Here is a 24,077-nt window from a genome sequence, read left to right on the forward strand (position 1 = left end):
TTCTCTACAAGCTGAGAAGCGAAAATACGCGCTTCTTTCTAGCATTAAAATTTGATAGATTCTCCTACCTCTAATACCTTTCCAACTCCATTGGCAAGAGTAGAAACAAAGGCATGCGGATTCTGCTCAATTACAGGGAAGGTGTTGAAATGGATAGGGACAACGGTGGCGGCGTTTAGCCATTTTGCTGCAATCGCAGCATCACCTGGTCCCATCGTGAAATTATCGCCAATTGGAAGAAAGGCAAGGTCGATATCGTGCTGCTCTCCATACATTTTCATATCAGAAAATAGTGCGGTGTCGCCAGCGTGATAGATAGTTTTGCCATCAATGGTTAAAAGAATTCCGCTTGGCATACCAGTATAAATGATGGTTTTCGTTTCATAATCAGTGTAGCTTGAGCCGTGAAATGCTTGTGTTAGCTTTACGGTTCCAAAATCAAATTCATGGCTGCCGCCTATATGCATTGGATGTACTTTTAACCCCTGCCATTCTAGGTATTCTGCAAGTTCAAAAGGAGCGACGACGAGTGCGTCGTTTTTTAGGGCAAGGTCCACTGTATCTCCCACGTGATCGTTGTGACCGTGAGTGAGGAGGATAACATCTACTTTCACATCGTCTGCTTTTAAGTCTGTTAAGCTGTTTCCTGTAATAAATGGATCAAAAAGAATCGTTTTTCCGTTTGCTTCTACTTTTACCACTGAATGTCCATGATACGATACGTTCATGCGAAACCTCTCCTTTTGTGAAGGCTATTTGTAACTTTCCGCAATTGGCTAAGCTTTCTACAGGCGACCATGATCCACCTCGACTTTTCGCCTGTGGGGGCACAAGATTGTCGCTTCATTCCCGTAGGAAAAGGAATGCTGCGGCAGCGATACATGGCACGCAGAAAATAGGAGTCTACGCCTCTTGCTATAAGCTACAGCTAAAATACCTCATGCTTTGAGTTTCCAACTATAACATAGCCTTTAATCATCAACTTCTCCAATATTCCTTCTCTCTTTTTATACGAATTCCTTCTTTTTTAAAATTTACAGATGTATGATTCCCTGTTAATCTATTTGTAAACATATAATACTTCGTAACTAGAAGTAACGAGAGGGGAATTGGCTAAAGATGAAAGAGAATCGTTTGCAACAGCTTGTGAACTGGACAACGCAAGAGGGGTTATCTGCTTGTTTTTTAACATCTACACCAAATATTTTTTATATCAGTGGTTTTTACACAGATCCACATGAGCGACTTCTAGGGATGCTTGTTTTTCCTCATAATAACCCTGCTATTGTGTGTCCGAACATGGAGGTAGAGCAGGTTAAGAAGACGGGTTGGAACTTTGATATCATTGGTTATGATGACACAGATGACCCTTGGCAAAAAGTTGGGCAGTATGTGAAGCAGCAGGGAATAACTGTGGAGAAGCTAGCGGTTGAAAAAGAACATATGACAGTTGCAAGATTACATAAATTAGAGTCTATTTTTCCAGGCGTAGCATTAGCCTCTGCGGAAGATAAGATGTATGAGCTTCGCCTATTGAAAGATGAGGATGAAATCGCTATATTACGAGAAGCTGCAAAGCTTGCTGATTACGGGGTAGAAGTTGGCGTTCATCACCTAAAAAAAGGGGTTAGGGAACAAGAGCTAGTTGCTATTATTGAATACGAACTGAAGAAAAAAGGAATCAGTCAGATGTCTTTTTCGACCATGGCGCTAACTGGAGAGAAAACAGCTGCTCCCCATGGGAAGCCTGGATTAGAGACGGTACAGGATGGTGACCTTGTCTTATTTGACCTAGGAGTTGTACTAAATGGGTATTGCTCTGATATTACCCGCACGGTTGCATTTGGTAGTGTAAATGACAAGCAGCAAGAAATTTATGAAACAGTGTTAAAGGCTCAGCTTGCTGCAGTGGATGCTTGTAAGCCGGGTGTGGAAATTGGGCAGCTGGATCGGCTTGCCAGGTCTATTATTACAGATGCTGGGTATGGCGAGTATTTCACTCACCGCATCGGACATGGACTTGGAATTGAAGTGCATGAGTATCCTTCTATGAATGCTATGAACACCATGAACCTGCAAAAGGGCATGACGTTCACGATTGAGCCTGGCATTTATAAGCCGGGTGTAGGTGGAGTACGAATTGAGGATGATATCTTAATAACAGACAGTGGATTGGAGCTTCTTACAAGCTATCCAAAAGATTTAAAAATCATTAAACCATAAGAAAAAGGCCACCAACCGAAGGATCGGTATTGGTGGCCTTTTTTAAAATTATTTTACTAATAAATTGCTTGCACTTTCAAATGCCAAGCCGTGTGATTCTGCAACAGCTGCGTAGGTTACATATCCGTCTAACGTGTTGATACCTTTTAGCAATGCTTCATTATCAAGACATGCTTGCTTGTACCCTTTGTTCGCAATTTGTACTGCATAAGGAACCGTTACATTTGTCAGGGCAATTGTAGAAGTACGCGGTACCGCACCTGGCATATTTGCCACTGCATAATGCACTACATCATGCTTCACATAGGTTGGATCATCGTGAGTGGTAATTCTGTCCGTTGTTTCAAAAATTCCACCTTGATCAATCGCGATATCAACCACAACAGAGCCTGCTCCCATGGACTTAATCATGTCTTCTGTTACAAGCTTTGGTGCTTTTGCTCCTGGGATAAGCACCGCTCCGATGACAAGGTCAGATTCTTTTACGGCGATTTCTAAATTTAATGGGTTACTCATAAGCGTTTGGATGTCTTTTCCGAAAATATCATCCAACTGGCGTAAACGGTCCGGATTTAAATCAAGGATTGTTACATCAGCACCTAGACCAACTGCCATTTTCGCTGCATTTGTTCCTGCAACTCCTCCACCGATAACTGTTACTTTTCCGCGACGAACACCTGGAACGCCTCCAAGAAGAATCCCTTTTCCGCCTTTAATTTTCTCTAAAAATTGAGCGCCAATTTGCGTTGCCATGCGTCCAGCAACTTCACTCATTGGAGTTAAAAGCGGTAGAGAGCCGTTTGGAAGTTGTACCGTTTCATAAGCAATTCCGACAACTTTATTATCAATTAGAGCCTTTGTAAGCTCTGGTTCTGGTGCTAGGTGAAGGTAAGTAAATAGGATAAGTCCTTCACGGAAATAATGGTACTCTGCAGGAAGAGGTTCTTTTACCTTCATGACCATATCCATAGACCAAGCTTCTTCAGCATTGTCCACCATATGGGCACCAGCTTGAATGTACTGCTCATCTGTAAAACCAGACCCTAAGCCAGCTTCTTTTTCTATGTATACTTCGTGTCCGAATCCAACTAGGTTCACTACGCCAGCAGGTGTCATCGCAACACGATTTTCATTATTCTTTATTTCTCTAGGTACTCCAATTCTCATGGATCAAATACCTCCTTCTATATATGTCAGAAAGCGTTAAGACGTAACTAATATAACATTAAACTAGAAAATGTAAAATAGTTTTTTCAATAGTTTTGAAAGCGCTTCAAAAAGGCAGAATTGTCAATCTTATCGCAAGCGATTAATGACTTCTACCCCACCAGTTACTTCTAACACTGCTCCGGTTATTAAATCGGAATTGTCCTCACAAAGAAAGCCAATAGCCCTTGCGATATCTTCACCAGTACCAGATCTTCCAATTGGAGTATCCTTACTGTCCTTGAGCATTTTTGACTGCTCTATAGTGGCTTCTTTCATCTCACCGATGATGTTACCTGGACAAACCATGTTTGCGGTAATGCCGTTTTCGGCTTCTTCGATTGCGATGGATTTCGTCAAGGAAACAAGACCTACCTTGGCAGCAGCAAAAGCGGACCTATAAATCCAACCAGGAGAGGATTCAGCTCCTTGGAATCCGTATGTAATAATTCTTCCAAACTTCTGCTTTCTCATCACAGGAATAACTTTACGGACGAGATGGAACACCGCACTTAAATTCCCCTCAATCATTTCATCCCATTCGACATCAGAATAATCAGCCAGTCGTTTTCTTTCAAAAATATAGGGACCGGCATTATTCACTAAATAGTCAATTCTGCCGAACTTTTCTAAGGCTTCTTCAATAAGCTGATGCATCTCTTCTCTTTTCGTCACATCACCTTGGAAAAAATGGAGTCTTTCTTCTCCAAGATGGCTCCATTCATCTTTTAAACTGTTTATTGCAGCTACGTCACTCCGGAAATTCACGGTAACAGAGCAGCCTTTCGCTAACAGCATGTCTGTTACTTTTTTGCCAAGTCCTTTGGAACCAGCCGTAATAACTGCATGTTTCAAACTGGATTCCCCCTTTAATTGGTTACGTTCCATCTCTATTTTCTTGCACTTTAAAAAAATTTACAACATATAAGCTGCGAAGATACGATAAAATGATTCTTAGGTCCACGAAAAAAAGGAGGAATACTTGTAATGGCTAACGCGCAGCCAGCCACCCTTGCTTCTAAAAATCGTATAGAGCGCTTTGGATTAGAGGCAATTCCACTAGAGCTTAGACAAACAAAATGGTATGAGTATAGTATTATTCAAATTGCATTTTCCGTTAATGCTGGAAATTTCTTAGTTCCCGCTTTTGCCGTGATACAAGGTGGACTTAGCTTTGGTGCAGCTTTTGTCTCCACCGTCCTTGGTGCCATGCTTGCATTCCTCTTCGTCTCCTATTTATCTTTACCTGGAGCCAATCAAGGAATACCGGCTCAATTTGCTATCCGTTCTATTATTGGAGTGAAAGGAGCCAGATTTATCTCGTCTCCCATTCGCACCATTACGTCCTTATATTGGTTTGCTGTACAAACCATTGGAGGAACGTTGGTCATTCAGTACATACTAGAAAAGAGCTTCTCCATTGCTCCATCCTTTTCTGTTATTGCTTTTTTTCTCGCCGCAACTATGAGTCTCTTAGCACTTATAGGTTTTCAAGCTGTAAAAAATGCTACAAAATACTTTATGCCGATTTTATTAATTGGACAGCTTCTCATGATTTACCTTCTAACGAATAATGGAATAAAAGGCCAAGGAGAAATCCTTTTTTCTGAGGGGTCTTGGAACATTCCTGTTATGTTGTTTTTTGGTAGCTTAGCGTTTGTTCAATATGTGTCAGGGGTGTCCGCCTCTGCTGACATGACCAGATACGCCGTTCATGCGAACCATGGATTTTGGGGTCTATTTTTGGGTAATGTAACTGGCTTTATGTTAACCGCCTTTTTTGGTGCCTTTTCAGCAGTGCTTACAGGAAGCAGCAATCCATTTATCGTGACAAGTGGCTTGACAGATTCTGCTATTTTCACCTCTATCATTCTTGGAGCTGCTATTCTTTCCATGATATCGATAAATTTAAGCAACGCTTATACTGGAGGGTTCAGCTTATTAAACTCCTTCCCTGGGCTTGGCCGTATTAAGAGCTGTGTAATTTTTGGATTAATAGGAATCACTCTTTCTCTTACACCATATTTAGTGGAAGAAGCAAAGCAATTTATTTCTTTTATTGGTGCATTTGTTATTCCATTATCGGCTGTGATCGTGATAGATTTTCTTTTGATTAAGAAGAAAAAAATTGAGATTATAGAAGGATTACCTTCCTATAATAAGCCTGCGTTTGTTTGTATTGCTGCAGGAATATTGCTATACCTACTTGTACCAGAAACCCTTTCTCCGGGCTTTGTCGCTTTTCTTTTCACCGGAGGCATTTATTTCCTCTATTACAAATTGCAAAAATAGGTGTCCAAAAAGGGCACCTATTTTTTTTGCCATTATTGCTTTGTCGTATCGTCGCTTTCCTCTTCTACTGGCTGATACGCGTTAGAGCTGTATTGCTCGCCAACTACACCACTGGAATATGCATCGGTAATCTGGTTGTGCACCTCATTGACTGCTGCATCATCATATGAATACACTTCTCTTGGGTCTTTTTTCTTCATCTCCAAAACCACCTTCCTTTGAACTATAACTCTTTCTTAGCTTTTCAAACCTCTTGCGTTTTAATGATGGAAAAAAATTGAATATAACCCAGCGTAGAATGTTGTGTCTAGTTGGTATACAATGGACGAAAGAGGAGACAAAGGATGGTCGAATCAATGTATTCTTTTAAGGAAGACAAACGTCTAGGAATAGCACTACCATATTTAGAGTTAGACTGGAACCATTATGATAAAGCCATACAACAAAGTATTCTACTGGAATGGGAAAAGATACGCGGGAAAATTCCTGACCGAATTAAAGATCTAGAAACGTCAATAAATAATAAACAAGCAATGCTTAATGATGAGTCCAATTTTGAGCGCTCCTGTGAGCTCAATGCGGAAATAGCAGAGCTTGCCAGTATTATTAATGACCTATGGCTTTGGTATAGAATGAACCAGCATCTAACCAACGATAAAATTCATCCCTAAAAAACGCAGCTCCATTAAAAGGGAGCTGCGTTTTTAATATGTATCTGTATTGATCTCCTGTTGTGTTTCTATAAAATGCCTCATCATATAATAGTGCTTCGAGTAGGCTGCCACTTCTTTTGTCCAGTAGTAGTTGGTTCCAGCTGCAGTTAGCATACCAAGAAACGGAAGGTTATTTATTCTTTTCCCACTAACAACGGCTACAAATAGCAGCTTCATCAGATGTAAGAGGGGTTGTTGCAACCAGACTGTTGGATGGTCTTTTTCAGACAGCACATCAAAGTATGAATCCTTTTCCTGCTCCAGGTCTTCCTTTAATTCAAGCCAGCGCTCATATTGATATTTTTTTGGTATGGTTGCACTGTAAAAAAGCTGCAACGATTTTACCATTTCAATCGGGGAGCTTGAACGATACCCAAAGGACATGGCAACAAGCTGGGTGGTTCGAATATTCAATGCTGCAAAAGCCGGTAGGTCCACTGCAATGGTGGATAGCTTAGCAGTTCCCGTCATTCCGCCCTGTATCACAGAATAAAGCTTTTGTTTTGAGATTTGCTGTTCTGCAATAAACACCTTTTGCGAAAGCTTTAACTCTTTTATATCTTCAATCGTTTGAATCGTTTCATCATAGCTTTTGGCCATGGAAACAATCCTTTCTTCGGCTTGGGATTGAAATGAGGATTGTTGGATAAATCCGTGCAAATGAAACAACCATGTGTCAATTTGAGCAAAAAACAGGTCTCTTTTTTCCTGAGGCAATAAATCAAAGGCCTTTTCTATCCAATAATCTAGCGTTTCTGAAAACTGAGATGGCTCATATGTAGCTAGGGTTTCTTCCCATTGTGCAAGCTCTTGCATAAACCGATCCCCTTGGTACTTATTAGTCACACTTTTCCCCTCGCTTACCCTACCATATTTTCTTCATTATATCATAGCGGTTTTACAAATGAAAAACAGTCCTTTTCACTTGGAGAAAAGGACTGTAATAAGAAAAGTATTACGTTAGTTTTTGAACATCTCTTGCAATCATTACTTCTTCGTTTGTCGGAATGACCATTACTTTTACTGGGGAATGAGGATAGTTGATGAACGCTTCTTTTCCTCTGACCTTGTTTAAAGCAGGATCCCAATACACACCCATAAATTCTAAGCCTTGTAAAACTCTTGCACGAATAACATCACTGTTTTCACCAATACCAGCAGTAAAGATGATGGCATCTACTCCAAACATTCTTGCCGCATAAGAACCGATGTATTTGTGAATACGGCTAGCAAACACTTCTAATGCAAGCTCTGCACGTTCATTGCCTTCTTGGGCAGCAGACTCAATATCACGAAGGTCACTAGAGAAACCAGATACACCTAGAATTCCACTTCGTTTGTTAAGCACATCTAGTACTTCATCGGCAGATTTGCCTGTTTTCTCCATAATAAATGGAATCAGAGCAGGATCAATATTACCAGAACGAGTTCCCATCGCCACTCCTGCAAGCGGTGTAAAGCCCATAGATGTATCGATAGACTTTCCGCCTTCAATAGCTGCAATACTTGCACCATTTCCAAGGTGGCACGAGATTAGTCGAAGCTGTTCTACTGGTCTGCCTAATAGTTCAGCCGCACGTTCGGAAACATATTTATGAGATGTCCCGTGGAAACCATATTTACGAATCCCGTAATCCTCATAATATTCATAAGGAAGGCTGTAAAGAAAGGATTTTTCAGGCATAGATTGATGAAATGCAGTATCAAATACCGCTACAGCCGGCACATTTGGTAGGATTTCTTTGAAGGCTTGAATTCCTACAATATTTGCTGGATTATGAAGGGGAGCAAGTTCAGATAGCTCCTCAAGTTGCGCAAGCACTTCATCCGTAATTACTACAGAATCATTAAATTTTTCTCCGCCATGAACCACTCTGTGACCGATACCTGTGATTTCATCAAAGCTTTGCAGAATTCCAAGGTCAATAAGTTTGCTTAATAGAATTTTCACTGCTACTCCATGGTCAGGAATATCCGTGATTTCAGTGACTTTTTCTCCGTTGACACTAATAGTAAAAATTGAATCATTTAAGCCAATTCTCTCTACTAATCCCTTAGTGATGACATTCTCACTTGGCATTTCAAACAATTGAAATTTAAGGGAAGAGCTCCCAGCATTAATTGCTATGACTTTTGACATATTGTTTGGTACAACTCCTTTATATGGTCAAACTTTTGTTTAAATTTTTCAGTATTTCACACTCTACCTATCTTGTGCAAAGTTCCAATTTTCTATATACCTTTTCCATTTAAACACCGTCATTCTTCATTTGCAAGGGGCTTCCGAAGATGATAACGCTTACCATATATATTCTTTTTTTTCAGAGAAATGAAACATAAAAAAAGCGAAATCCACAAAGGATATCGCTTTTTTTATATTATTTGCCACTAAACCATTCGTTGATTTGGGCCATGATTTTTTCCATTGCTTGTAGGTTGGAGAAGCTTGGTAGGTTGACGAGCAACGCCTCTTTTGGTGCTTCTACCCCAATGCCCTTTTTCTGGAGTACTAAGATACTCTTGGCATTGTTTTTATTTTGAAACATCGTTTGTGGAAGCTGCAGCATGCCTTGAATGTAGGCTTCTTCTTTTATTAAGTCATTCACGTGTTTTGCTTCATCCTCTTCAAACATGAAGTTAGGGACAAGGAAGAATAAATAGCCGCCCGGCTTTGTGTAGCGAAGCCCTTGTTCGATAAATAAGTAATGTGCATACGAGTGTCCTTCATCTCGTTTTAATTTGAAGTTTGCAGCATTCTCATCATTTGGGTAATAACCCACAGGCAAATCACTTACAACAATATCCACCGGGGACACAAAAAGATTGCTCAAACCATCTTGGTTGAATAAACTGATTGGCTGTTCCTGAAGATTAGCATTTGTGTAAGCAAGCTTTAATAATAAATCGTCCACTTCTACTCCGTAAGCTTCAAGCTTTTTACTTGCTTGCTGGTTCATGATAGCCGTAAGGAGATTGCCTGTGCCAATGGCAGGATCCAATAAGGAGAGTTGTGAGAGATGTGAGGTGAATTTTCCGATGAGGTACCCCATAAACATAGCAATGGCGTCAGGAGTCATTTGATGGTTCGCTTGTACCCCTTCTTTCATTCCTTTTAAGATTGCCAGCTGAAACCCTTTACGAATCTCTTCCTTTTGCAAGGAGGCGAGATTTGCTTTGCTGTATTCCTTTTCTAGTCTTCTTTTCGTCACTTCAGAAAGTTCCTCTTGCACCACATTTCCATGAAAAAGGTTTTCTGCCGTTTCCGCTAATGCCTCCAAATATGTACATTGTAATTCTTCTTGCATCATTTTTGCTGTGGAATCAAACAAACTAAATGTGTTTTCCAATTTTGTTATGGACATGGTCCCGCTCCTTCCCTTTTAAATTTTTATTTTACACGGATAAAGTAAAAAGATAAAGCAGACTGCTAGTACAACAGCCTGCCTTACTTGTTGTATGATGCTATTATTCCGCTGCTTTTACCGCTTCGATTGCAGCAGCGTAGTCAGGATGGTCTGTTCCTTCTCCGACATATTCTACATATGTCACTGTATCATTGGAATCCACAACAAATGTAGAACGAGCAAGTAAGCGAAGCTCTTGCATTAATACGCCATAAGCCTCTCCTAAGGAAGCATCTCTGTGATCAGAAACGATTTCTACATTATCAAGTCCGCTAGCTGCACACCAACGCTTTTGAGCAAAAGGCAGGTCCATGCTTACCGTAATAACCTTTACGTTATCTAATTTTGATGCTTCTTCATTGAATTTACGTGTTTGTGCATCACATACTCCCGTATCAACGGAAGGTACGACACTGATTAGCTTTTTGAAACCTTTATACTTATCAAGGGTAACCTCTGAAAGGTCATTTGCTAAAACAGAAAAATTAGGTGCTTTGTCTCCTACCTTTACTTCGTTGCCTACTAAAGTCATTGGATTCCCTTTAAATGTAACATTTGCCATGAAAATTCCCTCCTTCAAAAAATATGTACACTACACTGATTATGATAGCTATCTTTCTATTGATTTGCAATTAATATGGGGAGATAGAATGCCATAAAAAAAACCAACTGTCTTACAGCTGGTCTTATCTTTTCTGTTAAAAATCTAGATCATCCTGTTTGTGGTCACTATAATTGCTACCGGAATGACTTCCTTTATGTCGTTTATTATTGTTTAGGATGTGTTGGATTTTTTCCACTGCCTGTGGTGCTAAATCCAACAGTCTTTCATAAAGATGTGTGCTTTCATCAAGATGTAGCATTTTCACACCATGGGAATTCACAATTAAGAATGCAATAGGAGTAATGGAAACTCCTCCCCCACTACCTCCACCAAATGGCAGCTTGTGTCCGCCACCTTGTTGGTTTTGCTGGGACTGACCATCCTGTTGTTTTTCTGGTCCAGATCCTGTGCTTCCTTTAAATTCGCTACCTCCAGCGGCAAATCCAAAGCCAACTTTGGATACAGTTAGTATGACACTGCCATCAGGTGTTTCGACTGGGTCACCAATAATGGTGTTTACATCAATCATATCCTTCAGATTTTCCATTGCTGTTGTCATTAAACTTTTAATTGGATGTTCGCTCATCTTGATCCTCCTCTTAACAGCTACATAGATTGTTGACCATCATTTTTGGACAAAACAGAAAGTGGGCGGGTTTTAAATTTCGGCCTGCCACCCTTCCAATATTTAACGATTCTTATACCTGCCAACATAGCATGCCCGATTCGAAAGCGAATCATACACGTAAAAAGTGTTTGCGAAACCTTATGTTGGAAGTATGGTGTGATAGAAATAATGGGCTGAGCTTGAAAGTTTGTATAATGACTAATAATCCCGATAATTCCGCCCTTAATTGCCCAACCAGCACCTGTTACCATTCCTGTATGTGCAGCATCTCCTACTCCGATATTTGTATGCCATTCGACTTCTTTCACTTCTAATCTTGAGAGAAACCGCCTTACTATTTCATGCATTCCAACAACATGACGAATTAGCTCGTATGTGTCTTGAAAGCTTTGTAGTATTTCTTTTGGCGAGAAATCCTTCTCCTTCTGCTTTCCTTTTGCAGGGTCTCCAGTTCCCACCTTTGTTTTCTCTTCTACATGAATGGATGCCGTATCCTTATCTATGGAGATCAATGGAACATCGATGGTGTACCGCAGCAATCCATACCAAGCTCGTAGCTTTATGGTTAATTGATCATTATCCTCTGCATGGTGAAAATAAAAATGGACGGTTATTCGGGTCAAAATAACACTAACTATTAGAATGAAAAGAAGGGCGAATATAACACTGGTCCAAATCATCATTTCACACCCTTTCCTACATCCTCTCATTATTTCCTTGCAAAAAAAAAATAAACCTGTCTGCCAGATAGTCTGACGACAGGTTTATTTTTTATTTTTCGTGTACAACGGTTGTGTCTGCAAATAGATCATGTACACCTTGCTTTTTCCCTGTAAAAGCAACTACTAGAAACACGATGAAGGTGAGTGGCTGGAACACAAAAGCAATATATTTTCCTATCCCTTCTCGGAACAAAATGGTTTTCCAGGACAGTTCAGCATGTCTCAAATCTACTACTTTTAAACCAAAAACCATTTTCCCTAATGTTTGTTGGAAGTATTTTGTCATTAAAATAAAGTATCCGTATAGAACGACGGCCGTTGCAATGGAGGCTGGTGAGAACATGAAGCTCTCGCTAGTAGATATTCCCGTCAGGCGGAACACAGGGAAAATTATTATTGCTCCAATGCTCCAGATGACAATCATATCAAGCAAAAATGCCCACAATCTCATCCAAAAACCAGCGTATCGGTAAGAAGGCCCTTGATGCTGCTCTTCTGTCTTTACAGTTACTCTATTGTCGTTGAATGCCTTTTCGTGATTGTATTCTTCTTTTATGATTTGCTCATCATTTTCTTTGAAATTTTCATCTCTCATTATGCTCTCCTCCTACTCCGCATATAAATACATCAGTCTTGGAGAATTCGGCTGGTTAATCAGCCTTGCAAGCATCTGCATTTCTGATTCTGGTTGTAATAGGGATTTAGCATTCATTGTGAACAAGGAACCCCAGCCCAGATTTTCCGTGTATCGTACAACCTTCACATTACCAAGGTCATGGTCTTTCTTCATACTAGCAATTACATCTTCAAAATAACCAAGTTCGTCTACTAGGTTTATTTCTTTGGCTTGTAGTCCGTCATAGATTCTTCCGTCTGCAATGCTTCTTACCTCAGTTTCACTCATATCTCTGCCTTCAGAGATGATAGTCACAAACTGATTGTACATGTTGTCGACCATTGTTTGGAGAATTTCGCGTTCCTCTTTGGACATCTCCTTTGTTGGGGACATGATGTCCTTATAAGGACCACTTTTGATTGTCTCAAATTTCACGCCATATTTTTCTGCAAGCTCTGCATAATTAATTCCCTGCATGATAACCCCAATGGAACCAGTGATGGTCTCAGGGCTGGCAAAAATTTTATCAGCGGGAGCTGCAATATAGTAGCCACCAGAAGCTGCCATCGTACCCATAGAGATGTAAACAGGCTTTTTCGTTTCCTCTTGAATTTCTACGATTTTTTTATGTATCTCCGCACTTTCAGATACTCCACCACCTGGTGTGTTTACACGAACGATAATACCTGCTACAGAAGAATCTTCTTTTGCCTGATCCATCATTTTTAGAAATTGACGGTGATTATAACCAGGAGCAAATAAGGAGGTGACATCACTTCCAGTATCTTGAATCACTCCATTCACTTCCATCACTAAGATCTTTCGATTAGATATTCCATCTTCTATAACTTCTTCTACAAATGCTTCCTCTGTTCCTAACATGCTAGCGAATGAGGATGCTTCATTACCCTTATCTTCAAATGGGCTGGTTACCACATTTGTAATTATCGATACAAAAAACAACAGTGCTGCAATTCCTAATGCTGCCCAACGTTTTCCACTCATTGTATTCCCTCCTAAGTAATCTTCCTTTTCTAATACGTATAATCGTTTTAAAAAGTTTCATCAAAATGGTAAACTTATCACAATATAGAATTGTACTAAAAAAATAACCAAAATGATAATGCAAACTGGATATTTTTTCATTTTTTATGATGGGAGAGAAAAAACATGAATGATCGTCGTAAAGTTTTTTTCTTTTATAAGCGTGAGGAAGAGATTGAACAAAAAGTGAAAAATCTAATTGAGTTAGCAGAGCAAAATAACTTTGAAGTATTATCTGACTACAAAGAAGCAAACATAATTGTAGCAGTTGGTGGGGATGGGACGTTCCTACAGGCTGTTCAGAAAACAGGCTTCAAAGAAGATTGCTTGTACGCTGGCATCAATACTGGGCATACGTCTAGCTTTTATTGTGATTTCCATGTGGATGATACAGCAAAAATGGTCGAAGCAATGAGATTTGAACAAATTGAAGTAAGAAAATATCCAACGATCGAAGTAACAATTGATGGCACTTCCACCTTTCAATGCTTAAATGAATGCTCTATCCGTTCGGCTATCATTAAGACCTTTGCCCTTGATGTTTTTATAGATGAGTTGCATTTTGAGACTTTCCGAGGCGATGGCATGATTGTCTCCACTCCAACGGGAAGCACTGCCTATAATAAATCTGTTCAAGGAGCAGTGGTAGACCCGATGCTTCCATGCCTTCAAGTGAGCGAGCTAGCATCCATTAACAATAATAGCTATCGTACCCTAGGCTCGCCCTTTATTTTAGCTGGTGCAAGAAAGCTAACACTTAAAATAATACAGGATGGAAATGATTATCCTACCATTGGAATTGATAACGAGGCATTAAGTATCCGTCATGTAGAACGTCTGGACATTCAATTAACGGACAAGAAAATCAAAACCGTTAAATTAAAAGACAATAGTTTTTGGGAAAAAGTCAAAAGGACGTTCCTATGAACCAAAAGGCAACCATCGCTGCTATGCGTGGTTGCCTTTTTATTAGTAACTAGTGACTTGAGTGTTCTCGTACATGATCGTACCATCAATAACGGTCATCATGACATTCGTATTTAAAATTTCTTCTGGAGGAATTTCAAAAAGGTCTTTATCTAATACAGTAAAGTCTGCATAAAAACCTTTCTCAATTTTCCCTTGCTTGTCTTCCTCGGAAATGGCTAATGCACTCCCTTTTGTAAACAACCCGACCGCTTCATAAACAGAGAGACGTTGCTCTGGTTGATACACTGTTTGCAGTCTATCGCCTGGGGTTTGCCTAGTTACTGCAGCATGGATTCCTAACAGTGGATCCACTGGCTCGATTGGTGCATCTGAGCCTCCTGCACAAATTAACCCCTCATCTAATAACGTTTTCCAAGCGTAGGAATAAGCAAGGCGCTCTTCTCCTAACCTTTCCACAATCCAAGGAAAGTCAGTAGCCACAAACCTAGGCTGTATATCAAGAATCAAAGGCAGCTTTTTCGCCCGATCAATTAATGGCCGTGTAAGAATTTGAGCATGAATGAGCCTGTCTCTCTCTCCTTTTTGGGGTGGATACTGTTCAATTGCGTCGAGCATGTATTCAAAAGCCAGGTCACCAATCGTGTGAACAGCAACAGTCATTCCGTAATTTCTAGCCTTTTTGACAAGTGTGATCAGACCTTCTTTCGAGTGAATGGCTACACCTGACGTTTCTGGTGCATCGTTATAAGGACGACTTAATAGCGCAGTGCGTCCTCCTAGAGCACCATCAGCAAAAATTTTCATTGCTCCGAGCGTGATGAAGTCCGTGCTTTTTTTAAAATGATGCCCTTCTTCATGCATGTCATCAACCACTTCATGGTGAACGAGTAAATGTGCGCGATATTTACATCCATCTCGTTCGATAAGGTTTTCAAACGCCCCATAAGTTTTGCGAAAGCTACCATAGTAGCTGAGATCTTCACTATGGCTTCCAACTAATCCAAGTCTCATGCAGTCCTTTATGGAGGTTTTTAATGCATGATAAAGGTAGTTTTCTGTTGCCTTTGGTATGACTTTTTTTACAAGCTCCTGCGCCTGATCTAGTAAATATCCTGTAGGCTCTCCTGAAACATCCTTCACAATTACTCCACCTGGTGGATTTTCGGTTTCTTTAGTGATACCAGCTAATTCCAAGGCTTTTGAATTAACTAGAACTGCATGTCTACACACCCTTGAGAGAATCATAGGGTGGTTCATGGTGAGTTCATCTAGCTCTTCTCGGTGAAAAATTTTGCGATCGGCAAAATTGTTCTCGTTCCACCCTTCTCCAAAAATCCATTCTCCTTCAGGTGTTTCTTTTACTTTCGTTTTCAATGCTTTTTTCACGCTTTGTGATGATGTGTAAGTGGATAAATCAAGACGAAGCAGTTTCTCTCCGTGACCTATTAGGTGCATATGGCTATCCGTAAAGCCAGGATACATGATATTTCCGCGTAAATCATGTTTCTTTGCATTTGGATAGGCAGCCATTAGGTTATCAACTGTGCCTGTTTCTATAATGATTCCTTCCTCCGTGTAAACTGCATCAATCCTGTGTCCATCCCGCTGCATCGTGTAGATGGTTCCACCAAACCAAATTTCTCCCATAATCGTATACTCCTTTTCAAAAAAGGCAGGCTACTGACCGCTTACAGCCATTCACCTGCCTTTTTTATTCCTATTATTTTGCAGCAAGCTCCTTTTGTCGAAGCTCTATTCTGCGGATTTTTCCTGACGTAGTTTTCGGTAAGTCCGTCACATACTCTATTTTTCGAGGATATTTGTAAGGCGCTGTCAGCTCCTTCACATGCTCCTGCAAAAGTTTAGTGAGTTTCTCTTCATCCTGTTCCACACCTTCTTGCAGGACAACATATGCTTTAACCACGTTTCCTCTAACCTCATCTGGGCTTGCAACCACGGCGCATTCACGGACAAGCGGATGTTTGACCAGAGCGTCCTCCACTTCAAAAGGTCCGATTGTGTAGCCGGAGCTGATGATTATATCATCACTTCGTCCTTCAAACCAAAAATATCCTTCTTCGTCTTTTTTGGCTTTATCTCCGGTAATATAATAGTCACCCCTGAATTGGCTTGAGGTACGTTCAGAATCTTTATAATAATGCTTAAATAATGCAGGTGTTTCTCTATGAACAGCAATATCTCCTACTTCTCCCACTTCACATTCTTCGGCGTTTTCGTTTATAATTGCCACTCTGTTTCCAGGGGTTGGTTTTCCCATGGATCCTGGTTTAATCTCCATTCCTTTTAATACACCAAGTAAGAGAGTATTCTCTGTTTGCCCATAACCATCCCGTACGTCTATTCGATAATGCTTTCTGAAGGTTTCAATTACTTCACGATTTAATGGCTCGCCGGCAGAAACGGCGCTGTGTAAATGCGGAAGACTGTAAGCATTCAAATTGTCCACTTTTGCCATCAGCCTATATTCTGTTGGCGTGCAACAAAGCACATTTATTTCATATGATTCCAAAAGCTTTAAATACGTGTTGGGATCAAATTTCCCGTGATAGACAAAGCCTGTTGCTCCTGAACCAAGTGTTGATAGGAATGGACTCCAAATCCATTTTTGCCATCCTGGACTTGCAGTTGCCCATACTACATCCTTGTCTTCGATTCCTAACCAGTTTTTAGCTGTTGTGCGCAGATGTGCATATGCCCAGCCATGTGTATGAACAACACCCTTTGGATTTCCCGTTGTTCCAGACGTATAGGACAAGAAAGCCATATCCTCATTCGTAGTTTGAGCAAATGCAAGCTCATCCTTTTGTTTTTCCATCGCATCCTCAAGGTTTGTCCAGCCTTTTTCTGGCATCCCACCAACGCTAAAACGTACAAGTTTTCTAACTTCTTCGAGCTGGTTTGCTTGTTCAACAAATGGATAATAAGTAATAATTCCTTTTACGTCTCCATGCTCAATTCTATACGATAGATCTTTTTCCCTTAACATTTCAGAACATGGAATAACCGCAAGACCTGCTTTTAAGGCACCTAGGTAAACTTGATAAGATTCAATCAGCCTTGGCATCATGACAAGAACTACATCTCCCTTTTGCAGCCCTTCAGAAAGTAAAGCGTTTCCAATTTTATTTGCATCTTTTATTAGTTGTTGATATGTTACTTGTTTTTTCTCCCCTTGTTCGCTTTCCCATATTAAGGCAAGCCTTTCACTATCTTTTGCGTACTTTTCTACTTCTTCAACTAGATTGTATCTTTGCGGTGCCAATAACTCTTCTCTTTTCATCTGAAGTCATCCCCTTTGAATAAGTACTACTCCTATCATACATAATTTTTGTAATAATTTGAATTATTTTGACGGGATTTTCAGAAAATAAAGAAAGACGGGGTTTCCCCCGCCTCGTAGCCAATTATATATAATTATTTGCCACCAAAGCTTTGCTCAGCCATTTGAACTAAACGCTTAGTGATTTCTCCACCAACGGAACCGTTAGCGCGAGCTGTTGCATCAGGACCAAGTTGAACTCCGAATTCAGAAGCGATTTCGTATTTCATTTGGTCAAGAGCTTGTTGTACACCTGGTACAACTAGTTGGTTTGATGAGTTGTATGCCATGTGTTTTCACCTCCTTGTGACTTTAGAATGTGTCAAAACACATGGCATCATTCATTAAATGAAAATGGTAATTCTTCACAATAATTGGAGGTTAAAAGAGATCCTCTATTCTTTTGTCTTCTGTCGTTTCTTTTCCGGTAATTAACAGCTTCTCTGTGCGTTCGACGGCATCTTCCACCATTTTTTCTCCATCTAAGAAGCTTTCATAAAAATTGATCTTTTCCTTTTTTGGTTTTGTTTTCGGTGAGGCTGGTGTGAAGATGGTACAGCAATCCTCATATGGTCTGTTTGAAATTTCCATTGTATCAATGGTTTTAGCTATATCCATAATTTCAAGTTTATCCATTGTTATTAAAGGGCGGATGATTGGTGTTGATGTTACCTCATTGATGGCTAACATGCTTTCTAGCGTTTGGCTTGCAACTTGACCAAGGCTCTCGCCAGTAATGATTGCTAACGCATTTTCTTTTTCACGTATTTTATCAGCTACCTTAAGCATAAACCGTCTTGTAGAGGTCATCGTGTAATTTTCTGGCACCTGCTTTTGAATGGCCACTTGAATATCGGTAAATGGGACGATATGAAGATTAATGGAATGTCCATAATCCGTTAATTTTTTCGTTAAATCAATCACTTTTTGCTTCGCACGATCACTTGTATAAGGTGGACTAAAGAAATGAACTACCTCTAACCTTATTCCTCTTTTCATGGATAGGTAGCCTGCTACTGGGCTGTCAATTCCTCCTGAAAGCATTAACAGGCCTGTTCCACTTGTTCCCACAGGAAGCCCACCAGATCCCTTTATGTCTTTACACGTAATATAAGAGGCTTCTTCGCGCACTTCCACTCTTACATTAATATCAGGCTCTTTCACGTTCACAGTTAATCCTTCTGTGTTTCGTAAAAGGTGCGAGCCGATGGCATAGTTGAGTTCGTTTGTATCGAGTTCAAAGCCTTTGTAGGAGCGTTTTGCCGTTACTTTAAAAGTTTTATTTTGATAAGGAAGAGCGTTTAAGGCAAAGAGTGCTCCTTTTTTTAAGTCTTCGATATCTGTTTTGGTTTTTACCGCTAAGCTAAAAGAATGAATGCCGAAAATATATTGGAGTCTATCTATGATTGGCTCATGAGGCTCTCCGTTTAATATAATAAACATTCTGTCTCTGCTTTTCTCAATCTTGGCCTTTGGGAATTCTTTTATTTTTTCTAAAATGTTTTGACTGAGCTTTTGGATAAAAAGCTTTCTGTTTCTACCTTTTGTAGATAGTTCTCCAAAGCGTATTAATATATGATCATAATTCATTTTTTCTACCTCATTACTTCTTTTATGGTGTATATTGCATTTTTTAGTTCTTTTAAAAATTCTTCTATTTCGTCCTTTGTTGTCTCAGCATTCATACTTATACGAATAGAGCTATCTGCAATCGCCTGCGTTGTCCCCATCGCAGTCAAAGTTCGACTTGGAGTTTTCCTTTTTGAGGAACAAGCAGAAGTTGTCGAAACAAAAATGTTTTTGTTTCCTAATGTATGGACAAGGACTTCCGATTTTAATCCAGGAATAGAGAAGTTCACGATATGTGGAGCAGAATGATGGACTGGTGTATTGACATGTACAGCGGGTATGTTTAGTAATTCTGATATGCAAAAATTTTTTAACGCTTCCATATGAGATTGACTTTTACCGCTAGCTTCTAATGTCATCCGCAGTGCTTTTGTCATCGCTACGATACCTGCTACATTCTCCGTCCCTGACCTTAACTCCCACTCTTGTTCACCACCATGTTGCAGTGGAGTAAGTTTTGTTCCTGCCTTTGCAATTAACATACCTGTTCCTTTTAGGCCATGAAATTTATGTGCTGACATTGTACATAAATCAATATTAGTTAGACTTAATGGTACCTTTCCTATGCCTTGAACATAATCAACATGCAGTGTAACACGAGGATACTTGGCTACATGCTCTGCAATGCTTTCAATGGGCTGAATTACTCCCGTCTCGTTGTTAACATGCATTACGGAAACCAGAATCGTTTCTGTTGTAATAGCTGCTTCTACCTGTTGAGGAGTTACCTTTCCAGACGTATCAACAGGTAGATAGGTTACTTGAAAGCCATCTTTTTCAAGTGATTGAAAGGCAAAATGTACAGAAGGATGTTCAATGGATGTTGTAATCAGATGCTTTCCTAAGTGTTTCTTGGCCATGGCCGTTCCTTTTATGGCAAGATTATTGCTTTCTGTTCCTCCAGAAGTGAAAATTACTTCCTTATCATCAACCCCGAGTAAGGATGCAATGTTTTCTCTCGAGCGGTGCAGTAGCTTTTCCGCTTTCCCACCAAGAGAATGAAGAGAGGAAGGATTAGCAAAAAAATCCGTTGAAACAGTTAGAAATGAATCCAAAACTTCCTGATATGGTTTCGTTGTTGCGCTGTTATCTAAATAAATCATCGAGATCCTCCAAAGAAAATCCTTTATGGATAATATGGTAATTTTGAAAGATGTTATTATTTATAACGAATCTTTAAGCAACTAATAATGTTAGCATACTTTCGTCTCTCAGAAAAGATAAGTGGATTTTTGGAAATTACCCATTTTCTCTTTTCAAACTTGTATAGACATGCTACCATATTAATGTTTTTCAAATATAGCGAATTATTGAACTTTTAAGTTATTCGACAAAATTCATCAAAATTATGATAGGATGAAAACGTATTCATCTCTTATAGTCATCAGGAGGATCATTCATGCAAACAAAGGTATACAAAAATAAAGATATATTAGTGTTAGGGTTGATGCTTTTTGCTCTGTTCTTAGGAGCAGGAAATATGATATTCCCTCCATTACTAGGACAGGCGTCAGGTGATAATGTTGGTGTTGCGGTATTAGGCTTCCTCATTACAGGAGTCGGATTACCATTGCTTGGGGTGATGGCGATTGCGTATACTGGCGGGGATTTACAATCACTTGCTAATCGCGTTCATCCAATTTTCGGAATAGTTTTTACCATTGTGATGTATTTAGCAATTGGGCCGTTTTTTGGCATTCCCCGAACAGGAACAGTGGCGTTTGAAATTGGGGCGACTCCTTTTCTACCTGAATCTATGAATTCAGGAGGCATTGCCTTGTTTATATTCACTATCATCTTTTTTATCATTACATTTTATCTCTCTTTAAATCCAACGAAACTTGTTGATAGAATTGGGAAGATACTAACTCCGATTTTACTTTCGGTTATTGGTTTACTGGTGATAAAAAGCATCATTACACCAATGGGAGGAATTGGGGCGCCCACTGAGGATTACACAAGCTCCCCATTTTTCAAAGGCTTCTTAGAAGGTTATCTTACAATGGACACCATTGCTGCCTTAGTTTTCGGAATTGTTGTAATTTCAGCAATTAAAGATAAAGGGGTTACAGATAGGAAAGTAATTACGTCCTTATGTTTAAAGGCTGGATTTATTGCAGCAGCCGGGTTGACCTTTGTGTATGGTGGCCTATCCTATTTAGGTGCTACAAGCTTGAAGGCGGTAGGCATTGCTGAAAATGGCGGCCAAATTCTTTCCGGCTCCGCGAGCTACCTATTCGGTAGTATCGGTGCTGTCATTCTTGGAACAGCTATAACATTTGCTTGCTTAACTACTTCAGTGGGATTAGTATCAGCAACAAGTACGTTTTTCTCCAAGATAATGCCGGCAGTTTCCTATAGAGTATATGTAGGGATTTTTAGTGCCTTTAGTTTGCTTGTAGCAAATGTTGGTTTGGATCAGCTTATCTCCCTTTCCTTGCCTGTGTTAATCATGATCTATCCATTAGCGATTGTTTTAATTTTACTATCCTTCATTCGCTGGAAAAATGAATCTTATGTCTTTGGCTTTGCCCTACTTTTTACAGGGGTTATTAGCTTTTTTGACGGCCTAGCAACTGCAGGGATAGATATTACGTTTATACAAAAAGTTTTCTCTGTGCTTCCTTTCTACAATGAAGGAGTCGGTTGGTTAGTTCCTGCCATTATTGGGATGCTTTTAGGTATGCTCATCGGGACATTAACCTCCAAATCTTCTGAAGAAAGCATCGCATAGAAAAAAGACCCGGAACTCTTATCCGGGTCTTTTTTACGCTTCTTTTTGTAGTATCTTTTCAATTTTCTTCATCACGCCAGGCTCAACTTTTTCCAAGGAAGTCGCTGCTTCCTCTAACGAAGATTTATACTCATAGTTTCGGAAAAGCTGCTCTGCTTCAATAAGGCTTTCATGGATAGAAGGATGTTTGCTGCGATAGCGGTTACCGTATTGAATAACACTTTCCGCTAGGTAAGCATGATCTAAAATATCCATTGCTTCTTCATGAATCTTTTCGACACTCGAAACCGCTTCTTGCAAGAGAACATTAACATCGGTAATATTTAAAGGCTTTTCTTCAAGCTTATCTGTTACCGCCCTTATTAAATCATGTGATAGTGACAGGTCTTGATAAACTTTTTTCGGCAAGCCAGGAATATTACTTTTTTCAATAGATCTTTTGGCTTCCAAGAGTAGTTTTTTAAGTGAAACAAGCTGCTCCCTGGCAGTCATTTCATCTTTTCTAAGTGTGGTGAGGATTTCCGTGTACTGCTGATGAATTTCCTGCAATGAGTTTATTTGTTCGCAAATATCCTCTAACTCTTCTTTTAGGATAGAAAACGCCACCGTTTGTTCTTCCAATTGACCACTTAATTTTTCGTAGCGGTCGTTTAGCGTGAAGATGGAGTCCTCGATTTTTCGTTGGGTTTTTAAATCCTCTTCCTGCAACTGATAGCTTTCCTGAACTGCATACGTTTCTTGCTTTGTTTTTTCATTGGCCGTAGTAAGAGCAGTTAGAATTGTTTTTACAGATGGAAGTTCTTTTACCACATAATGCTTAGCAAGTACTTCTTTCTCAATTTCGTCGTACAATTGATCCATCTCACGTCTAATTTGTTCCATGCCTTCTTTTGCTTCTGCTACCTTCGTCTCGAGGAGAAGGCTTGAAATATGCTTCATTTTATCTTGAAGGCTCTCGATGCTTTTTTCAAGGTTAACATGATCTAGTATGTATCCTTGTTCTAGCATTTCTTTATAGCCAGAATCCACTTCTGCTAGTTGACTTGGGATAACAGACTGACAATCTATTAGCATGGATGGAATAAGCTCGATTTTCATCTCAAGCTCTGATAAGTCATTTTCGACCTTAGCAACTAGCTCTCTAGCAACTAAATAATTTCCATTGGCAATAGCTTCCTCGAAATCAGCAAAAAGTGCTTGTAGCTGTTCCATCTCTTTTTCTAATAAAGAAGTGGTGCTTCCGTACTGATGTCTTTGGTTAAGAAGTTGCTTTTTTATACCATGGAACTTCTCTACAAGCTTCTCGTTATCTTGGACACTTTTCGCTTGGCTGCCAATAAGCTCATCTAACTCTTGATAAATCTCGTTAATTCGTTGTTCTATATCTTGAAGCTTCGTATCTGCCAATTGCAAAACCTGTTTGGCTTTTCCAAATCTGTATTTATCTACATAATCTTCTGCGTCAAATAAATACTCTTCAATATTGATTAGTTCTGTTGATAGAATATCATCCCACTGGTAGCGCCAATTCTCGAACAATTGCTCAGTCTGGCCCGTCATATTTAAATCCTTCACTTTGGAAAGCTCTTCTGACACAGGCTTGTTCATGATGGATACCTTCCACATTTCTAGGCGATCCACTTCTGTATAGATTTTTTTTCTTCTAAAATAACCAAAAGTGATAAATAGTACGATAATTGCGATAATCCCAATGATAATTTCCATACCTAGTCCCCTTCTACCGGATGGTGATTCCTGTCTACAATAATAAGCTCGCATGTTAAAAATGAATAATATGTCATATAATTAGTGAAAGCTCTTTTGTAAAGGCTGCTTTCGCAAACTTTGTTGCTACTGCGTATAGTTAAGACCCTCCGTGGAGGAGTTTCAAAATCTTTTAGAAAAGAGCTTAAGTAAATTAAGAATAGTTGTCGATATGTACATCTAGCCCATTTTATTTATGTAACAATGACTTTATGATACCATGTATAC

At 39.6% G+C, this 24,077-nt stretch carries 23 protein-coding genes; 5 read left to right on the forward strand and 18 right to left on the reverse strand.

Annotated elements, in window-relative coordinates; all coding sequences use genetic code 11:
- Positions 1-44: 44 nt before the first annotated feature.
- The gene (locus tag FIU87_RS15630; RefSeq protein ID WP_152445445.1) at positions 45-728 is read right to left on the reverse strand and encodes a metal-dependent hydrolase; all 684 of its coding nucleotides are present in this window, start codon (positions 726-728) and stop codon (positions 45-47) included.
- Between the two features lie 391 nt (positions 729-1,119).
- Between FIU87_RS15630 and FIU87_RS15635 the strand changes: the two genes are divergently transcribed.
- Positions 1,120-2,223 carry a M24 family metallopeptidase gene (locus FIU87_RS15635; protein ID WP_152445446.1) on the forward strand — a complete coding sequence of 368 codons (1,104 nt, stop codon included), beginning with the start codon at positions 1,120-1,122 and terminating at the stop codon, positions 2,221-2,223.
- A 48-nt stretch (positions 2,224-2,271) separates the two neighbouring features.
- Here FIU87_RS15635 and ald read toward each other — a convergent pair whose 3' ends face one another.
- On the reverse strand, positions 2,272-3,390 hold the full coding sequence (gene ald, locus FIU87_RS15640) for an alanine dehydrogenase (RefSeq protein WP_152445447.1): 1,119 nt from the start codon (positions 3,388-3,390) through the stop codon (positions 2,272-2,274).
- Positions 3,391-3,519: 129 nt separating this feature from the next.
- Positions 3,520-4,317 (reverse strand): SDR family oxidoreductase, encoded by a 798-nt coding sequence (locus FIU87_RS15645; RefSeq protein ID WP_152445448.1) that lies wholly within the window; start codon positions 4,315-4,317, stop codon positions 3,520-3,522.
- Between the two features lie 99 nt (positions 4,318-4,416).
- Between FIU87_RS15645 and FIU87_RS15650 the strand changes: the two genes are divergently transcribed.
- Entirely contained in the window at positions 4,417-5,721 is a 1,305-nt protein-coding gene (locus tag FIU87_RS15650) for a cytosine permease (protein WP_152445449.1), read from the forward strand.
- 32 nt (positions 5,722-5,753) lie between these two features.
- Here FIU87_RS15650 and FIU87_RS21095 read toward each other — a convergent pair whose 3' ends face one another.
- Complete coding sequence (locus FIU87_RS21095; protein ID WP_172971078.1) at positions 5,754-5,921, reverse strand: hypothetical protein; 168 nt, start codon at positions 5,919-5,921, stop codon at positions 5,754-5,756.
- Positions 5,922-6,065: 144 nt separating this feature from the next.
- On the opposite strand from FIU87_RS21095, the gene FIU87_RS15655 reads away from it, so the two are divergent.
- A complete protein-coding gene (locus FIU87_RS15655) occupies positions 6,066-6,392 on the forward strand; it encodes a hypothetical protein (RefSeq protein WP_253905440.1) in 327 nt (108 codons plus the stop codon).
- Between the two features lie 33 nt (positions 6,393-6,425).
- On the opposite strand, the gene FIU87_RS15660 is transcribed toward FIU87_RS15655, so the two are convergent.
- From FIU87_RS15660 to sppA, 8 genes are all read right to left on the reverse strand, one after another.
- The gene (locus FIU87_RS15660; protein ID WP_152445450.1) at positions 6,426-7,250 is read right to left on the reverse strand and encodes an EcsC family protein; all 825 of its coding nucleotides are present in this window, start codon (positions 7,248-7,250) and stop codon (positions 6,426-6,428) included.
- A gap of 139 nt (positions 7,251-7,389) precedes the next feature.
- The gene (locus FIU87_RS15665; RefSeq protein WP_152445451.1) at positions 7,390-8,574 is read right to left on the reverse strand and encodes an acetate kinase; all 1,185 of its coding nucleotides are present in this window, start codon (positions 8,572-8,574) and stop codon (positions 7,390-7,392) included.
- A 238-nt stretch (positions 8,575-8,812) separates the two neighbouring features.
- Positions 8,813-9,796, reverse strand: a complete 984-nt coding sequence (locus FIU87_RS15670; protein WP_152445452.1) for a class I SAM-dependent methyltransferase — start codon at positions 9,794-9,796, stop codon at positions 8,813-8,815.
- Positions 9,797-9,899: 103 nt separating this feature from the next.
- Positions 9,900-10,400, reverse strand: coding sequence for a thiol peroxidase (gene tpx / locus FIU87_RS15675; RefSeq protein ID WP_152445453.1), 501 nt, complete (start codon positions 10,398-10,400; stop codon positions 9,900-9,902).
- Between the two features lie 136 nt (positions 10,401-10,536).
- Positions 10,537-11,028, reverse strand: coding sequence for a GerW family sporulation protein (gene ytfJ / locus FIU87_RS15680; protein ID WP_152445454.1), 492 nt, complete (start codon positions 11,026-11,028; stop codon positions 10,537-10,539).
- A 20-nt stretch (positions 11,029-11,048) separates the two neighbouring features.
- Positions 11,049-11,753 (reverse strand): DUF2953 domain-containing protein, encoded by a 705-nt coding sequence (locus tag FIU87_RS15685; protein WP_253905441.1) that lies wholly within the window; start codon positions 11,751-11,753, stop codon positions 11,049-11,051.
- Between the two features lie 88 nt (positions 11,754-11,841).
- Positions 11,842-12,387, reverse strand: coding sequence for an RDD family protein (locus FIU87_RS15690; protein WP_152445455.1), 546 nt, complete (start codon positions 12,385-12,387; stop codon positions 11,842-11,844).
- Positions 12,388-12,399: 12 nt separating this feature from the next.
- Positions 12,400-13,413 (reverse strand): signal peptide peptidase SppA, encoded by a 1,014-nt coding sequence (gene sppA / locus FIU87_RS15695; protein ID WP_152445456.1) that lies wholly within the window; start codon positions 13,411-13,413, stop codon positions 12,400-12,402.
- A gap of 165 nt (positions 13,414-13,578) precedes the next feature.
- Between sppA and FIU87_RS15700 the strand changes: the two genes are divergently transcribed.
- Positions 13,579-14,379 carry an NAD kinase gene (locus FIU87_RS15700; protein WP_152445457.1) on the forward strand — a complete coding sequence of 267 codons (801 nt, stop codon included), beginning with the start codon at positions 13,579-13,581 and terminating at the stop codon, positions 14,377-14,379.
- Between the two features lie 42 nt (positions 14,380-14,421).
- Here the strand turns inward: FIU87_RS15700 and FIU87_RS15705 are convergent, their stop codons facing one another.
- The 5 genes from FIU87_RS15705 to FIU87_RS15725 form a co-directional block, all read right to left on the reverse strand.
- A complete protein-coding gene (locus tag FIU87_RS15705) occupies positions 14,422-16,029 on the reverse strand; it encodes an amidohydrolase (protein ID WP_152445458.1) in 1,608 nt (535 codons plus the stop codon).
- 73 nt (positions 16,030-16,102) lie between these two features.
- A complete protein-coding gene (locus tag FIU87_RS15710) occupies positions 16,103-17,683 on the reverse strand; it encodes an acyl-CoA synthetase MbcS (RefSeq protein ID WP_152445459.1) in 1,581 nt (526 codons plus the stop codon).
- A 134-nt stretch (positions 17,684-17,817) separates the two neighbouring features.
- Positions 17,818-18,012: an alpha/beta-type small acid-soluble spore protein gene (locus FIU87_RS15715; RefSeq protein ID WP_152445460.1), complete on the reverse strand. Its 195-nt coding sequence runs from the start codon at positions 18,010-18,012 to the stop codon at positions 17,818-17,820.
- A gap of 91 nt (positions 18,013-18,103) precedes the next feature.
- Positions 18,104-19,312 carry a tRNA uracil 4-sulfurtransferase ThiI gene (gene thiI / locus FIU87_RS15720; protein ID WP_152445461.1) on the reverse strand — a complete coding sequence of 403 codons (1,209 nt, stop codon included), beginning with the start codon at positions 19,310-19,312 and terminating at the stop codon, positions 18,104-18,106.
- A gap of 5 nt (positions 19,313-19,317) precedes the next feature.
- The gene (locus FIU87_RS15725; RefSeq protein WP_152445462.1) at positions 19,318-20,454 is read right to left on the reverse strand and encodes a cysteine desulfurase family protein; all 1,137 of its coding nucleotides are present in this window, start codon (positions 20,452-20,454) and stop codon (positions 19,318-19,320) included.
- A 296-nt stretch (positions 20,455-20,750) separates the two neighbouring features.
- Here FIU87_RS15725 and brnQ point away from each other — a divergent pair, with 296 nt between their 5' ends.
- Positions 20,751-22,085 carry a branched-chain amino acid transport system II carrier protein gene (gene brnQ / locus FIU87_RS15730; RefSeq protein ID WP_152445463.1) on the forward strand — a complete coding sequence of 445 codons (1,335 nt, stop codon included), beginning with the start codon at positions 20,751-20,753 and terminating at the stop codon, positions 22,083-22,085.
- Positions 22,086-22,118: 33 nt separating this feature from the next.
- Here the strand turns inward: brnQ and ezrA are convergent, their stop codons facing one another.
- Positions 22,119-23,810, reverse strand: coding sequence for a septation ring formation regulator EzrA (ezrA, locus tag FIU87_RS15735; protein ID WP_172971080.1), 1,692 nt, complete (start codon positions 23,808-23,810; stop codon positions 22,119-22,121).
- Positions 23,811-24,077 lie beyond the last annotated feature (267 nt).

It is taken from the genome of Bacillus sp. THAF10, from assembly GCF_009363695.1.
Lineage (GTDB): Bacteria > Bacillota > Bacilli > Bacillales > Bacillaceae_I > Sutcliffiella_A.

Coding starts and splice junctions, on each gene's coding strand:
- FIU87_RS15630 (WP_152445445.1), bottom strand. CDS start 728: ATGAACGTATCGTATCATGGACATTCAGTGGTAAAAGTAGAAGCAAAC.
- FIU87_RS15635 (WP_152445446.1), top strand. CDS start 1,120: ATGAAAGAGAATCGTTTGCAACAGCTTGTGAACTGGACAACGCAAGAG.
- ald (WP_152445447.1), bottom strand. CDS start 3,390: ATGAGAATTGGAGTACCTAGAGAAATAAAGAATAATGAAAATCGTGTT.
- FIU87_RS15645 (WP_152445448.1), bottom strand. CDS start 4,317: ATGGAACGTAACCAATTAAAGGGGGAATCCAGTTTGAAACATGCAGTT.
- FIU87_RS15650 (WP_152445449.1), top strand. CDS start 4,417: ATGGCTAACGCGCAGCCAGCCACCCTTGCTTCTAAAAATCGTATAGAG.
- FIU87_RS21095 (WP_172971078.1), bottom strand. CDS start 5,921: ATGAAGAAAAAAGACCCAAGAGAAGTGTATTCATATGATGATGCAGCA.
- FIU87_RS15655 (WP_253905440.1), top strand. CDS start 6,066: ATGGTCGAATCAATGTATTCTTTTAAGGAAGACAAACGTCTAGGAATA.
- FIU87_RS15660 (WP_152445450.1), bottom strand. CDS start 7,250: ATGCAAGAGCTTGCACAATGGGAAGAAACCCTAGCTACATATGAGCCA.
- FIU87_RS15665 (WP_152445451.1), bottom strand. CDS start 8,574: ATGTCAAAAGTCATAGCAATTAATGCTGGGAGCTCTTCCCTTAAATTT.
- FIU87_RS15670 (WP_152445452.1), bottom strand. CDS start 9,796: ATGTCCATAACAAAATTGGAAAACACATTTAGTTTGTTTGATTCCACA.
- tpx (WP_152445453.1), bottom strand. CDS start 10,400: ATGGCAAATGTTACATTTAAAGGGAATCCAATGACTTTAGTAGGCAAC.
- ytfJ (WP_152445454.1), bottom strand. CDS start 11,028: ATGAGCGAACATCCAATTAAAAGTTTAATGACAACAGCAATGGAAAAT.
- FIU87_RS15685 (WP_253905441.1), bottom strand. CDS start 11,753: ATGATGATTTGGACCAGTGTTATATTCGCCCTTCTTTTCATTCTAATA.
- FIU87_RS15690 (WP_152445455.1), bottom strand. CDS start 12,387: ATGAGAGATGAAAATTTCAAAGAAAATGATGAGCAAATCATAAAAGAA.
- sppA (WP_152445456.1), bottom strand. CDS start 13,413: ATGAGTGGAAAACGTTGGGCAGCATTAGGAATTGCAGCACTGTTGTTT.
- FIU87_RS15700 (WP_152445457.1), top strand. CDS start 13,579: ATGAATGATCGTCGTAAAGTTTTTTTCTTTTATAAGCGTGAGGAAGAG.
- FIU87_RS15705 (WP_152445458.1), bottom strand. CDS start 16,029: ATGGGAGAAATTTGGTTTGGTGGAACCATCTACACGATGCAGCGGGAT.
- FIU87_RS15710 (WP_152445459.1), bottom strand. CDS start 17,683: ATGAAAAGAGAAGAGTTATTGGCACCGCAAAGATACAATCTAGTTGAA.
- FIU87_RS15715 (WP_152445460.1), bottom strand. CDS start 18,012: ATGGCATACAACTCATCAAACCAACTAGTTGTACCAGGTGTACAACAA.
- thiI (WP_152445461.1), bottom strand. CDS start 19,312: ATGAATTATGATCATATATTAATACGCTTTGGAGAACTATCTACAAAA.
- FIU87_RS15725 (WP_152445462.1), bottom strand. CDS start 20,454: ATGATTTATTTAGATAACAGCGCAACAACGAAACCATATCAGGAAGTT.
- brnQ (WP_152445463.1), top strand. CDS start 20,751: ATGCAAACAAAGGTATACAAAAATAAAGATATATTAGTGTTAGGGTTG.
- ezrA (WP_172971080.1), bottom strand. CDS start 23,810: ATGGAAATTATCATTGGGATTATCGCAATTATCGTACTATTTATCACT.